Annotated in this window: 13 protein-coding genes; 2 read left to right on the top strand and 11 right to left on the bottom strand. The window is 60.4% G+C overall.

Features of this window, described 5'->3' with window-relative positions; translation table 11 throughout:
• Nucleotides 1-21: 21 nt before the first annotated feature.
• The 4 genes from mtrA to IRY30_RS02895 form a co-directional block, all read right to left on the bottom strand.
• Nucleotides 22-696 carry an MtrAB system response regulator MtrA gene (mtrA, locus tag IRY30_RS02910; RefSeq protein WP_194555887.1) on the bottom strand — a complete coding sequence of 225 codons (675 nt, stop codon included), beginning with the start codon at nt 694-696 and terminating at the stop codon, nt 22-24.
• 165 nt (nt 697-861) lie between these two features.
• Nucleotides 862-1,569: a dTMP kinase gene (locus IRY30_RS02905; protein ID WP_194555886.1), complete on the bottom strand. Its 708-nt coding sequence runs from the start codon at nt 1,567-1,569 to the stop codon at nt 862-864.
• 128 nt (nt 1,570-1,697) lie between these two features.
• Nucleotides 1,698-3,176, bottom strand: coding sequence for an adenosylhomocysteinase (gene ahcY, locus IRY30_RS02900; protein ID WP_194556530.1), 1,479 nt, complete (start codon nt 3,174-3,176; stop codon nt 1,698-1,700).
• A gap of 159 nt (nt 3,177-3,335) precedes the next feature.
• Nucleotides 3,336-3,701, bottom strand: coding sequence for a DUF4259 domain-containing protein (locus IRY30_RS02895; RefSeq protein WP_309825424.1), 366 nt, complete (start codon nt 3,699-3,701; stop codon nt 3,336-3,338).
• A gap of 501 nt (nt 3,702-4,202) precedes the next feature.
• On the opposite strand from IRY30_RS02895, the gene IRY30_RS02890 reads away from it, so the two are divergent.
• Nucleotides 4,203-4,991, top strand: coding sequence for a hypothetical protein (locus IRY30_RS02890; RefSeq protein WP_194555884.1), 789 nt, complete (start codon nt 4,203-4,205; stop codon nt 4,989-4,991).
• Between the two features lie 93 nt (nt 4,992-5,084).
• On the opposite strand, the gene manA is transcribed toward IRY30_RS02890, so the two are convergent.
• From manA to IRY30_RS02875, 3 genes are all read right to left on the bottom strand, one after another.
• Entirely contained in the window at nt 5,085-6,278 is a 1,194-nt protein-coding gene (gene manA, locus IRY30_RS02885) for a mannose-6-phosphate isomerase, class I (protein WP_194555883.1), read from the bottom strand.
• A 21-nt stretch (nt 6,279-6,299) separates the two neighbouring features.
• A complete protein-coding gene (locus IRY30_RS02880; RefSeq protein WP_194555882.1) occupies nt 6,300-7,676 on the bottom strand; it encodes a phosphomannomutase/phosphoglucomutase in 1,377 nt (458 codons plus the stop codon).
• 71 nt (nt 7,677-7,747) lie between these two features.
• Complete coding sequence (locus IRY30_RS02875) at nt 7,748-8,173, bottom strand: DUF3499 domain-containing protein (RefSeq protein WP_323741488.1); 426 nt, start codon at nt 8,171-8,173, stop codon at nt 7,748-7,750.
• 192 nt (nt 8,174-8,365) lie between these two features.
• On the opposite strand from IRY30_RS02875, the gene IRY30_RS02870 reads away from it, so the two are divergent.
• The gene (locus IRY30_RS02870; RefSeq protein WP_194555880.1) at nt 8,366-8,830 is read left to right on the top strand and encodes a metallopeptidase family protein; all 465 of its coding nucleotides are present in this window, start codon (nt 8,366-8,368) and stop codon (nt 8,828-8,830) included.
• 107 nt (nt 8,831-8,937) lie between these two features.
• Here the strand turns inward: IRY30_RS02870 and IRY30_RS10420 are convergent, their stop codons facing one another.
• The 4 genes from IRY30_RS10420 to IRY30_RS02850 form a co-directional block, all read right to left on the bottom strand.
• On the bottom strand, nt 8,938-9,303 hold the full coding sequence (locus IRY30_RS10420) for a WhiB family transcriptional regulator (protein ID WP_288813256.1): 366 nt from the start codon (nt 9,301-9,303) through the stop codon (nt 8,938-8,940).
• Nucleotides 9,304-9,792: 489 nt separating this feature from the next.
• Nucleotides 9,793-10,878, bottom strand: coding sequence for a mannose-1-phosphate guanylyltransferase (gene manB / locus IRY30_RS02860; protein WP_194555879.1), 1,086 nt, complete (start codon nt 10,876-10,878; stop codon nt 9,793-9,795).
• Nucleotides 10,879-11,052: 174 nt separating this feature from the next.
• The gene (locus tag IRY30_RS02855; RefSeq protein WP_194555878.1) at nt 11,053-11,943 is read right to left on the bottom strand and encodes a glycosyltransferase family 2 protein; all 891 of its coding nucleotides are present in this window, start codon (nt 11,941-11,943) and stop codon (nt 11,053-11,055) included.
• 11 nt (nt 11,944-11,954) lie between these two features.
• On the bottom strand, nt 11,955-12,839 hold the full coding sequence (locus tag IRY30_RS02850; RefSeq protein ID WP_194555877.1) for an SDR family oxidoreductase: 885 nt from the start codon (nt 12,837-12,839) through the stop codon (nt 11,955-11,957).
• Nucleotides 12,840-12,913 lie beyond the last annotated feature (74 nt).

Here is a 12,913-nt window from a genome sequence, read left to right as displayed (position 1 = left end):
CTTTCCTGGGGCTCAAGCTACTTACACGCCGGTCTTGTAACCGATGCCACGAACAGTCTGGATAATCTGCGGGTCATCGGGATCTTGCTCAATCTTGGAACGCAGACGCTGGATGTGGACGTTAACCAGTCGCGTGTCCGAGGACTTGCGGTAACCCCACACCAGTTCCAGCAGTTCTTCGCGGGTGAATACTTGGCGCGGGCGGGAAGCCATCACCACCAGCAGTTCAAACTCGATCGGGGTCAGGGAGATTTCCTCGCCCCCGCGGGAGACCTGGTGGCCAGCGACGTTGATGCTCAGATCCGCTACTTCCAGCTCTTCCGGACGCTCGTGTGGCGTGCGACGCAAACGAGCGCGCACGCGAGCCACCAATTCCTTGGGCTTGAATGGCTTGTGAATGTAATCATCAGCACCAGATTCCAGGCCCAGCACCACATCAACGGTGTCCGTGCGCGCGGTGAGCATCACGATGGGAACGGTGGATTCATCGCGGATAGACCGGCACACATCGATGCCGTTCATGCCGGGGAGCATGAGGTCCAGCAGGATCAGATCCGGGTGGACTTGCCGCGCCTTTTGCACGGCTTCCACTCCATCCCCCACGACTACCGTCTCAAATCCTTCGCTGCGCAGAACAAGGGTGAGCATTTCTGCGATGGCTGGGTCATCATCAACAACCAGAATTGTCGGTGCCATGTGAACTTAATGTGTCCGTTCTAAAAGAGTTCTGCGAGCAAATTTCATGAAGGTCTTGATCTGATTCAACCAGATGGCCATAGCCACAATGTCAAAAGCAGCCAAATGGCGCCACCCCGAATGACGCGATGGGGCGGAACGCGGTGGAGCCCAAAAACAATGTGGTTAGTCTACCTTGAGCTCGCGACAAATCAGGTCCGCGATCTCCTCGGCGAGTAAGCGGGTTTCCCCCCGTGCTGCGTCCACCACATGCCACGGACTGCGCCAATTGCTCTGCGCCAGTTCGCGATACGCCCGAACGGTGAGCTGCTGCAGGTCATCATCGGTCTCGTAGGCATCGCGCGCGCGGCTCGCATCGCCCAGCTCACGCTTCACCGCGCGCTCGGCAGCCACCTCTGCGTCTACATCCACCAGTACCTGCAGGTCTGGCACGGGCACGCCGAGCATGCCGAACTCCAAGCTTGCTACCCAGTTCACCACGTCGTGCTCGCTCAAGCGCGCATCTACGGCGGTCGCTGAGCTTTCACTTGCTGTGCCCTCCCGCTGCGCGCTGCGAGCCGCGGAATACGCAGCATTGGACGCGGTGTAGCGATCCAACAGGATCACGTAGCCATCGCCATCCAACTCAGAGAGATCATCAGCCACGTCATGGCGATCCAGCGCGAACAAGGTGGCCATGCCGTGGATTGATTCGGTGAGATCACCCATCTTCTGGTGCAGAGCGCTCTGCGCCAGCTGGGCGGGGATGGAGTGTTCATAGCGCGGGAAACCCAGCTTGGCCACCGCCACTTCGCGGGAGATCAACTCCTGCTCCACTGCGGTAACCAAGGTGTTCTTCCCTGCTCCGTCGACACCTTCAAAGGCGATGATCATCTCTGAGATTCTCTCTCCGCGCACCCGCGCTCAATTGGTTATGGATGAAAGCGTTCGCGCTCTGCCAGCGTTCAAACCGTGCTCAAACGACGTTCAAGCAGTGTTCAAACAAAGGCAGAGCTAGCGAATTAGTAGCGGTAGTGCTCCGGCTTGAATGGGCCTTCCACGTCCACACCGATGTACGCGGCCTGCTCCTTGGTGAGCTTGGTCAGCGTTCCACCCAGTGCTTCCAGGTGAATCCGCGCCACCTTCTCATCCAGCTTCTTGGGCAGGCGGTAGACCTCATTGCCGTACTGCTCAGGCTTGGTGAACAGCTCAATCTGCGCGATGGTCTGATCCGCAAAGCTGTTGGACATCACGAAGCTAGGGTGCCCCGTGGCATTGCCCAGGTTCAGCAAACGGCCTTCGGACAGCACGATGATGCTGATCTCCTCACCCTCCGCATTAGGGAATGTGAACTCATCCACCTGCGGCTTGATGGTCACGCGCTTCACATCATCGCGATGCAGCAGGGAGGCCATGTCGATCTCATTATCGAAGTGACCGATGTTGCCCAGCACGGCGTGATCCTTCATGTTCTGCATGTGCTCGAAGGTGATGATGCCGAAGTTGCCGGTGGAAGTGATCACAATGTCTGCGTCTCCGATGGCATCTTCCACGGTCACCACCGGGAAGCCGTCCATCAGCGCCTGCAGGCCATTGATGGGGTCCACCTCGGTCACCTTCACGCGAGCACCCTGGCCGGCCAGCGCCTCGGCGCAGCCCTTGCCCACATCGCCATAACCGCAGACCAGCACGCTCTTTCCGCCGATGAGCATGTCCGTGGCGCGGTTGATGCCATCCAGCAGGGAGTGGCGAGTGCCGTAACGGTTATCGAACTTGGACTTGGTCACCGCGTCGTTCACGTTCATCGCGGGGAAAGGCAGCACGCCCTGTTCCGCGAAGTGGTACAGGCGATGCACGCCCGTGGTGGTTTCCTCGGTCACGCCGCGAATTTCCTCAGCAGCGCGGGTCCACAGTCCGTTGTCTTTCTCCAACACGCGACCCAGCATCTCCAGGAATGCAGTGTGCTCATCGGATTCGCCGGTGCTGGGGTCTGGGACCAGGCCAGCGGCTTCGTATTCGCGGCCCTTGATCACGGCCATGGTGGCATCGCCGCCATCGTCGAGGATCATGTTCGCATTCACTGCCTTGCCCTCAGCATCGGTTCCCCAGGCAAAGATCTGCTCCAGGCACCACCAGTATTCAGGGAGGGATTCACCCTTCCAGGCGAACACGGGGACACCGGCGGGCTGTTCAGGAGTGCCGTTTCCCACAACGGTGGCTGCAGCTGCCTCGTCTTGCGTCGAGAAAATGTTGCACGATGCCCAACGAACGTCCGCGCCCAGCGCCGTGAGGGTTTCGATGAGCACTGCCGTCTGCACGGTCATGTGGATCGAGCCAGCGATACGCGCTCCCGCCAGCGGCTGCTCCTCGGCGTATTCGCGACGCAACTCCATGAGGCCGGGCATTTCATGCTCCGCGAGGCGAATCTGGTGCCGCCCAGCTTCCGCCAACGAGAGGTCACGGACCTTGAACTCCAACTCGCCAATCCGATCGACGTTCATTTCCATGCCCTCTTCGCTCCTAGCTATTTGGCCGCCGTTTTTCTTTTTTTCGACGCCAATTCTCCGACCAATTTCCAACAGCACATGCGGTTAATTCGCATGCCTGCTCGATGACGTGACCAGTCTAGCCGGTGGCAAGACAGGCACCCAAGGTCTGCGCTATGTCAGCGCCTCGGAAAAGGTTTCTAGACCCTCTGGGGCATCATCGCCACGGGAATCCAGCTCTTGGTCCAGCAGCAAGCTGGCCTGTTCCTGCAAGGTATCGGGGCACTGGCCAATGTATTCGCGGACGAACGGGTATTCATCCGCGATCACCGCAGAGCTGAAAGGCGCGCCACACCAGATGGCTGCCACGCTGGCTGCGCAAAGGCCATTCGTGAATTCCACGTCTCCGGGCTCGGCATGGCGCAGGGCGAGGATGACGGAATCTTCCAGCGCTGTAGAAATTTCCTCTTGCTCTAGATCCACCAATTCATCGAGGAATTCGATGTTGCTTTCATCATGGAAGACGACTTCGTCCCACACACTCACGACACTAACTCCATATCTAGGGGTATCTTCACCGATTCTGATCAGCTCGTCTTCTCACTATCCCGAAGGATTAAACCCCCTGGGGAAGAACTCTCAAAGTGAACCCTAGCCCACCCGGAGCGACTTCGGCAGAGCTTGAATCCCTATGAATTTTTCCCGTTTTCTCGGGGTTAGTCGCAGCTTCTTGAGGTTCGCCAGGATCGGATGTGCACATCCGGAGGTGCCTCCGACACAATTTCAAATTTTCCTTTACTATCGAAGTAAGTGCGTGTCAGCAAAAATGCCACCTTTGTGGCTAATTGGAACCAAATTGTGACCTTGCATTCAGTGCATGAAGTGCGAGAGTATCGATGAACCAATGGATAACGCTTCGCCACTCACCACGATTTGTACGCCCCACACCGCTTGCTCACAAATGATCTTTAATCGCCCAGACCCACACGCTCTACAAACCCTGCCGACCACGGCAGGTGCCAACTCAGAAAGGAGGAGGACATGAATCGCTTCGAGGAATCTTCAGCCCCTCAGAACGCAAACAACCAGGTGGAAAACCAAGCCACTGGCGAATCTGCAGCTGAAATATCTGCGGAAACCACTGCCCTCCCCGCTCTCGAGTCGGCTGGATCTGAAGCGCGTGGCGTGGGTGCTCGTTTTATCGTGGGATTCGCTGCTGCTGGCTTGCTCCTCGCCGGTGTGGTTGGCGTGTGGACGCTGCAATCCACCAGCGAAACCGCGCAGGCCAAGCAAGACAGCGCCGCGCGCGAAACGGCTATCGAGTCAGTGTCTGACAGCCCGGATGCCGAAACCACCTCCGCGGAAAGCACGTCTTCCCGCCCAGAGGCGGCAGGCACAGCATCTGCTTCTCCGGCACAACCCGGTACCGCTGCCTCCACCTTGGGAAGCACCCAGCTGACGGCGGATCCTTTCCTGCCGCCCAATGCGTGGAGTGGCCGCAGTTCCACACCCGCTGCAGAACCACAGGTTCCCACCTCCGTGGCTCCTGGGCAGCCTTCGGTGAACCCAGTGCCAACGACGGTGGCCCCTCAGCAGCCAGGCAATCTCCCACCGCTGCCTAGCTTCCCCATTCCCACCGATATTCTCCCCACTGATGTGGAAACACTGCTTCCCAGCCCGTCGCAGTCCTCCGGTGTGCCAACCCCCACCGTGACCACCACGGAGTTGCCGGAGAATACGGAAACCCAGGGATCCCCCATGAGCGCTAATCGGGAGGCCAACGGTGCGGCTCGAGCTGTGGAGACCGCGCCCACCGATACCACCCGCTAACGCCACCGTTCACCGCTCGCTCGCAAGCAAAAAGCCCCTCCCGGGGGCTTTTTTCTTTTTGCGGAGTCCTCACCAGAACCCGCAAGGACCTACCTAGTTCTTGTCGGTCCCCACCGTGGCGATGAAAGCCAGGGAATCCTCGGCCTCCACTGCCACCTCAACCGGGCTGGAATTCGCGCCAACCCACACTGCACGACCGGAGGCCAGCGCGATTTCTCGACGCGGCTCATCGCTGCGCAACACCACTCCAGCTTGACCCACGCTCAAGATGATCGCGGGGCCTTCCACCGTTCCCCTGCGCCCAGCGGGGATCCTCCGCAGGCGGAAATCCGGCGCTGGGGTGTCATAGAATCCTTCAGCATCAGCCTCAAGGACAGGATTATCCAGCGGGGAGAAGGTCATCACCTTCATCAACTCCGGTACATCCACATGCTTGCTGGTCAGCCCACTGCGCAGCACGTTATCGGAATTGGCCATGATCTCTACTGCCGTGCCGTTCAGGTAGGCGTGCAATTGCCCAGCATCCAGGTACAGGGCCTCACCGGGTTGCAGGCGCACATGATTGAGCAGCAGTGAGCACAACACACCCGAATCCCCGGGGAACTGCCGAGAGAGAGTCAAGACCGTCTCCAGCGAAGGGATGATCCATGGGCTCAGGGAGTCAGGGGTGGCGTCGATTAGCTGCTCACAACGAGCCACCACAGCCTGCAGCATTTCGGACATGAAGTCCTGCGGGAGGGTCACCCACGTGGTGAACAGGCCGCGAATGTCCGCCGCATCATCCCCAGAACCCAGCATGGCGATGAAGGAGTCGAGCTCTGGGAGTTCCAGAGCACGCAGGAGCTCCACCGTGGAGGCAACCGCGCGGAAACCGGAGAGGGCGTCGAATGGGGTGAGGGCAACCACCAGCTCGGGCTTGTGGTTATCGTCCTTGTAGCTGCGGTCGAACGCGTTGAGCGGAACACCCGCGGCATTTTCCGCCGCAAAGCCTTCTTCGGCCTCTGCCTTGGAAGGGTGGGCTTGCAGGCTCAGGGCCTTGTCCGCCGCCAGGAACTTGAGCAGGAATGGCAAGCTCTTGTGCGCTTCGCCCAGCTGTGTCGGATCCGTCTCCAGGAACTGGTCCAGGGTGGATTCCTCGCTCACCACCAGGCTGGGGGCTGCCGGGTGCGCGCCGAACCACATTTCCGCTTCCGGATGATCCGTGGGCAATGGACGGCCAGTGAGCTGCGCCAACGCGGTGTGGGAGCCCCAGTCGTAGGAACGGATTGTGCCTTCAATCAAATGCACGATGAGTAATCTCTTCCTCGATCAGGCGCGAATGACGGAGAGGGCTTCATCCACGATTGCCTGTACTCCGGCGGCGGTCTTGGCTTCCACGTTCAAGCGCAACAACGGTTCGGTGTTCGACGCTCGGACGTTGAGCCATGAACCATCTTCCAAATCAATGGTTACACCATCCAGCTTATCCACACTGGCGGTTCGATCGGCGAAAGCTTCCACCACGGCTGCGGTACGGCCCGCCTGATCCTGCACCTCGGAGTTGATTTCCCCGGAAGCCTCGTACTTGTTGTACGCCTGCTGCAGCTGGCTCAGCGGCATGTCCGAGGTGCCCAAGGTGGAGAGCACGTGGAGAGCGGCAAGCATGCCGGAATCCGCGTTGAAGAAATCTGCGAAGTAGTAGTGCGCGGAGTGCTCGCCGCCGAAGATGGCTCCGTGCTCCGCCATCTGTGCCTTGATGAAGGAGTGGCCCACGCGGGTGCGCACGGGAGTGCCGCCCTTTTCCTTCACCAGCTCTGGGACGGACTTGGAGGTGATCAGGTTGTGAATGATCGTGGAGCCGGGGTTCTCCTCCAGGTAGTGCTCAGCGATGATGGCGCAGATGGCCGAGGGAGATACGGGGGCGCCCTTTTCATCGACGATGAAGCAGCGGTCGGCATCGCCGTCAAAGGCGATACCCAGATCCGCGCCCACCTCGACGGTGAACTTCTGCAGATCCACCAGGTTGGCCGGATCCAATGGATTGGCTTCATGGTTCGGGAAGTTGCCATCCAGCTCGAAGAACAGTGGCTCCAGCTCCAGTGGCAGGCCCTCGAACACGGCGGGGACGGTCAGCCCACCCATGCCGTTGCCGGCATCCACGGCCACCTTCAGCGGGCGGATGTTCAGAGGAACCAGGCTGCGCAGGTATTCCGCGTATCCCTCTAGGACATCCTCACGGGTGTCCTGGCCGGCTGCACCGGAAAACTCTGGCACGCCCTGGAGCAGATCCGCGGTGATTTCCTGCAGACCGGAATCCTGGCCCACTGGACGCGCGCCGGAGCGGCACAGCTTGATGCCGTTGTACTTGGCGGGGTTGTGGGATGCCGTGAACATCGCTCCCGGGCATTCCATGACTCCGGAGGCGTAGTACAGCTCATCGGTGGAGGTCAGCCCCAGAGAGACGGTGTCCAACCCTTGCGCGTTCACGCCTTCAGCGAAAGCCTGGGACAGGGCTGGGGAGGTATCGCGCATGTCGTGGCCGATGACCACCTTGGATGCGCCCTCTTCCCGCATGAGCTTGCCGAACGCGGCGCCGGTATCGCGGACAAAACTCTCATCCACTTCGTTGGGGCCGTTGCCCACCACTCCGCGCACGTCGTATGCCTTGATGATCTGGGAAATCGCCTGGGTTGAGCGTTCAGTCATGGTTCTGGGTTCTCCTCACAGTGTGCGAGCTCTTTGGGCTCGCTGCTGTTGAAAATGGATTGTCTTTTTGGCTACTTGTCTTGTTCCCGTACGGCGCGCAGGTGACGCCGCGGGGAGGATGGCGGCAAGTTACGCCGGGCTGGATGGTGGCCGGTGGGCAAGGGAATCTGCTCCCTCCTCACCATGCGCGGAGCGATTGCTTCCGGAAGCTCATCCACATGTTGCGAGGCTTGTTGTACTGCCTCCATGAGTGCCATGAGTTCTGACTCGTCTGCATCGTCATCCGCGTGAAAACCAACCAGTGCTGGGTCAACGCTACGCATCTCCCAGCCTCGGGGCACGGTTGTCCGCGCCGCGTGTTCTGCACACAGATCCCACCGGTGTGGGTTCCCGAAAACCTGCAGAGGTCCGATGATGGCCACTTGCTCGGCGTAGTTGAATTCGAGCGTGGCCACAGCAGGCTTCGGGCATCCGGGTCGGGAACATTGTCGGCTCACAGTCACCCAGAACATTCTAGCCGGTTTACCTAGCTCTGGGACTCAAGCGGGACTATCTCTCGTGTCACATTCGCCGCCTTGGAGAGGCGTGTACTGCAAGCGAGACCATCAGCCCGGGGCAAGGCGGTTTCCGCGACCAGCACGGGGTGTCACGGCAGGAAAATTTTTCCCGCAGGATTACACTTGCTTGCCATGGGACACATCACGCGCGTGAGGAATGATCGGCACGGTCGGGGGCCGCGCGGTGCGCTACTCCCCGAGCTACCTCGCCATAAAACGCGTTCCCAAAAGTTCGATAACGCCGTGATGGATGCCTATGAGCCCATCGCCGAGCAGTTCGAGTCCCAGCTCTCCTCTCTTGATGTGGCCGTTGACGTGGTTCCCCGCATGCGGCTCGAGGTGGGTTATCAGCAGTGGCCGGATGACGTGGTGGCTGAGGGCCAGGTCCCGCTGGGCCGTTTGGTGCCGGCTGGCGTGGATGCGGAAGGTCGGCCTACGCGGCCTCGCATCATTATTTTTCGACGCCCAGTTGAACTGCGCGCGGATTCCCCCGAAGCCCTGCGTGATCAGCTGCACCACATGTTGGTGCGCTTGGTTGCCGTGTACTTGAACGTCACCCCTGAGACGATCGACCCCCGCTTCACCTGGGATCGCTGAGCCGTATAGCTCTAGCCTGTGGCACAGATCCACGGCACAAAAAAACCCGCGGAGATTAGTCCGCGGGAACACTTGAACTGAGACCGGAAGGCCCCTGCCGAGGAGCCCTAGCCCAAGCGCTTCTTCAGCTTGCGACGTTCGCGCTCTGAGAGCCCGCCCCAGATGCCGAAGCGTTCGTCGTTCGCGAGCGCGTATTCCAGGCATTCATCGCGCACTCCGCAGGCTTGGCAGATCCGCTTAGCTTCGCGAGTGGAGCCACCCTTTTCCGGGAAGAATGCTTCCGGATCGGTTTGGGCGCAGAGGGCCTGTTCCTGCCAGTCCTGCTCCACAGCCTCGAAGAGGAGATCGAAGTTCTCTGTGAGGTCAAAAAGGTTGCGCTGACGTGTGTCACCGTGCACGTTGACGCTCCTATCCACTGCGGCGGAACCGTCAGCGAACTGGCCGTTATAGGCCGTATCTACTGACTTATCCACCGTGTTCTCCTTGTTTCTAACGCGTGCCTTGCCTGTCTCACGTCCATCGCTACTTCTCGTTACTCTTCATGGCTCGCAGGCAGGTATTTCACCACGGGCACAAGTACTTCAAAAGCAGAACAGCGTGTCACTACTGGACAGATTACACAATGGTAATTACATCGCGTCAACCTTTGGATTTATCAGCAAGACCACTCTGGTCACATGCGTAACATCAGCCCCAACTCAAGGAGAAAGGTGAGGACGAGCACGGGGGCGGCAACACGAGATACCAGACCATTACCTGCGCCAAGCACAAGATATGGGAATAAAACTGAAGTTTCCTTCATTTAGACCCAACATCTGGATATTTTTTTAGATTTTTTTCGTCTCGCGCTCAAAGTGAGAGCGCGAACTCTAGAACTGAGTTGTTTTTATACTCAGTTGGCGTCGACACGGTGACTCGCAGCGGGGAAAACAGCCGCAAGAGAACCGACCAGGCGAGCGTCGTTAGATGTCAGACGTGAAGCGCAGGCCACCATCTGGGATCTGCACTCCTGGCCACACGCGGGCGCCATCGCGCAGCTCACAGCGGGCGCCGATGACCGCGCCTTCGCCAATGATGCAGTCGGTCAGCTGAGCCCGGGCACCCACTCGTGCGCCAGCACCAATTACACAGCGCTCCACGATGGCTCCGGCTTCGATCTGCACGCCGTCGAAAATCACGGAGGTGTCCACGCGAACTCCCGCGCCCACCTCAGCACCGCGTCCGATCACGGTGCCGCCCAGCAGCAACGCGCCACCGGCAACGGCAGCCGAAGGATCCACCAGCGCCTCGCCGTGGCGGCCGTCCAGCAGAGGGGATGGAGCGATTCCGCGCACCAAGTCAGAGGAACCGCGCACGAAGTCGGATGGGGTGCCCATGTCTCGCCAGTACGCCTGATCCACGTGACCATAGACCTTGCGGCCGGTCTCCAGGAGCTCCGGGAAGATTTCCCGCTCCACAGACACGGGGCGGCCGGCGGGCATTGCCTCGATGATTTCGCGCTCAAACACGTAGGTTCCGGCGTTGATCTGATCCGTTGGGGGATCTTCGGTCTTCTCCAGGAAGGCGCTGACGCGGCCATCGGCATCCGTTGGCACGCAGCCGAAGGCGCGGGGATCGGCCACGCGCAGGAGGTGCAGGGTCACTTCTGCCTGGCGATCAACGTGGCTCTGCAGAATGGATCCCAGATCCGTGCCACCCAGCACATCGCCGTTGAACACCATTGCCCTATCAAAACGCAGGTGGGATGCCACGTTGCGGATGCCACCGCCGGTTCCCAGTGGCTCATCTTCCACCACGTATTCAATCTCCAGCCCGTACTTGGAGCCATCGCCGAAGAACTCTTCAAAGACCTCAGCCTTGAAGGAGGTGCCCAGCACCACGTGCTTCATTCCTGCGGCCTGGATGCGCGCCAGCAGGTGCTGAAGGAACGGGAAGCCCGCTGTGGGGAGCATCGGCTTGGGGATCGAGTTAGTCAACGGGCGCAATCGCGTTCCCTTACCGCCAACCAGAATGACAGCATCGGTGTTGGCTGCGAGGTTCTCAGTCATGCTTATTCCCAGTCCTTTACTCAAATACGCAATTACTTCAACGCGAAGAAATCGAACAAACTTACTGCCCGGCAGATTAACTCACCTTGTACGGAAAACTCCCCTGCCCACGCCGCAGAATGGGGAATTTCCTCGGCTCATCTCGGCTGACCCCACGAGCCCAGCCCAGACGGCTCAGGCGTGCAGTGCGCGCTTCGCCGACCAAATGGCGATTCGGCAGCGCACCGCCAGGCCAGCCTTCAGCGCCCATCGCACGGGAGCCTGCACGGGTCCCCGCAGCCGGTCCGCTTGGAATCGGTAAGCACTCTCGTGGTGCGCCCGCAGGGTGATCTCTGGGTGCTTGCTGGCGGAATGTCCCTGCGCATGGGCAATTTCCGCTGCGGGAGTGAACACGTTTGTCCACCCTGCCTTGGCCAAGCGGTCTCCCAGATCTACGTCTTCCATGTACATGAAGTAGCGCTCGTCGAACCCGCCCACGGAATCGAAAGCATCCCAGCGCAGCAGCAGGCAGGAGCCGGAGAGCCAGCCCGCGGTGCGTTCGCGTTTCATATCCCCCTGCTGCTGATACTTCACGGTCCAAGGATTGCCCGGCCACACCTCCCCCAAAAGCGCGTGCCCCACGCCGTTGAACACTCCGGGGATTTCCCTGGCGGAGGGGTATTCGGTGCCGTCGGCTTCCCGAATGACCGGGCCTACTGCCCCGGCGCGAGGATGCGCACGGGCCACGTCCACCATCTTTTCGATAGCCCCCGGGGAGAAAATCACGTCCGGGTTGGCGATCACAAAGAATTCAGAGTCGATCTCCCCCGCATCGCGCAGCGCGCGGACGTGTTCCACGCCCAGGTTCATCCCCGCGCCATAACCGATGTTTCCCCCGGAGTGCACCAGCTCCACCGCCATGGGGTGTAATGCCTCCGCCACTGCCTCTGGCGAGCCATCCTTGGAGCCGTTATCAACCATCACCACGTGCGAACCAGCTGTGGTGGCCGCGGGTACGGAGCCCGCAAAATCCCAGAGGTGTTGCCCGGGGGAAAAGGTGACGGTGATAATCGCAATCGGTGCCATGGTCAAGCACCCTACTGCATGGCTTGAGCCAGCCCATCCTGCCACGCTGGCAGCGGAGTAAGGCCGCTGGCCTGCCATTCATCGATGCACAGGGTGGAGTTCAGGGGCCGGGTCGCCGCCGTGGGGTACTCACTGGTGGGAATCCCCCGCACCCGTTGCGGGTCGTGTCCCCCGGCCGCGAAAGTGGCACGCGCCAGCTCCTTCCATGTGATGGCTTCCCCGGAACCAGCGCAGTGCATGATCGGCGCAATCTCCGCAGCCGCCACCCGCGGATGCTCGCCCACCAAGGCCTGCGCCAACTCAATCAACCCAGCTGCCAAATGTGCGGCGTAAGTGGGCCTGCCCCACTGATCGTCCACCACCGCGGGGTCCACTCCCCGCTCGGCCAGCTCGTACATGGTGCGCACAAAATCCTTGCCCGCATTCCGTGGCCCCGTGTACACCCAGCTGGTCCGCACCACGTGCGCCCCATGAGCCAGCGCTGCCTGCTCCCCGGCCAGCTTGCTGCGTCCGTATTCATTGCACGGGCCGGTTGGGTCGGTGGGCGCGTTGCACTCCCCTATTTTTCGACGCCCACCAAACACATAATCAGTGGACACCTGAATCATGGGGATGCCCAGCTCCTGGGCCTGCTGCGCGATGAGCCCCGGCGCGAGTTCATTGACCTTGCGCACCTCGGTTGCCTGTGAATCCTCCTCGGCCGCGTCCACGGCGGTGAATGCTGCGAGATTCAGGATGAGTGAGTTGGGTGGGGGTGGCGTCGAAAAAAGGGGACGAATATCCACCTGCCCACCGGCCAGGTTCAGGTTTTCCCGGCTCCACCCCACGGCCTGCGGGTCCAGGGCGGCCAGCGCGCGGCCCACTTGCCCACCGGCTCCCGTGAAGTAGATCTGCATGCGCCCCAGTGAACCACCTCACGTGATTCCGCGCACCATCGCCTAAATTAATGTGTCTAAACGAAGTGCACGCA

It is taken from the genome of Corynebacterium suicordis DSM 45110 (assembly GCF_015351405.1).
Lineage (GTDB): Bacteria > Actinomycetota > Actinomycetes > Mycobacteriales > Mycobacteriaceae > Corynebacterium > Corynebacterium suicordis.
Note: the sequence above shows the minus strand (reverse complement) of the source record. Positions and strands in the feature narration are given on the sequence as shown.

What these genes read in the sequence shown, in the direction of transcription:
- IRY30_RS02870 (WP_194555880.1), top strand. Translation starts at nt 8,366, where the DNA reads ATGGGACACATCACGCGCGTGAGGAATGATCGGCACGGTCGGGGGCCG.
- manB (WP_194555879.1), bottom strand. Translation starts at nt 10,878, where the DNA reads ATGACTGAGAACCTCGCAGCCAACACCGATGCTGTCATTCTGGTTGGC.
- IRY30_RS02880 (WP_194555882.1), bottom strand. Translation starts at nt 7,676, where the DNA reads ATGACTGAACGCTCAACCCAGGCGATTTCCCAGATCATCAAGGCATAC.
- IRY30_RS02905 (WP_194555886.1), bottom strand. Translation starts at nt 1,569, where the DNA reads ATGATCATCGCCTTTGAAGGTGTCGACGGAGCAGGGAAGAACACCTTG.
- IRY30_RS02850 (WP_194555877.1), bottom strand. Translation starts at nt 12,839, where the DNA reads ATGCAGATCTACTTCACGGGAGCCGGTGGGCAAGTGGGCCGCGCGCTG.
- IRY30_RS02855 (WP_194555878.1), bottom strand. Translation starts at nt 11,943, where the DNA reads ATGGCACCGATTGCGATTATCACCGTCACCTTTTCCCCCGGGCAACAC.
- mtrA (WP_194555887.1), bottom strand. Translation starts at nt 696, where the DNA reads ATGGCACCGACAATTCTGGTTGTTGATGATGACCCAGCCATCGCAGAA.
- IRY30_RS02890 (WP_194555884.1), top strand. Translation starts at nt 4,203, where the DNA reads ATGAATCGCTTCGAGGAATCTTCAGCCCCTCAGAACGCAAACAACCAG.
- ahcY (WP_194556530.1), bottom strand. Translation starts at nt 3,176, where the DNA reads ATGAACGTCGATCGGATTGGCGAGTTGGAGTTCAAGGTCCGTGACCTC.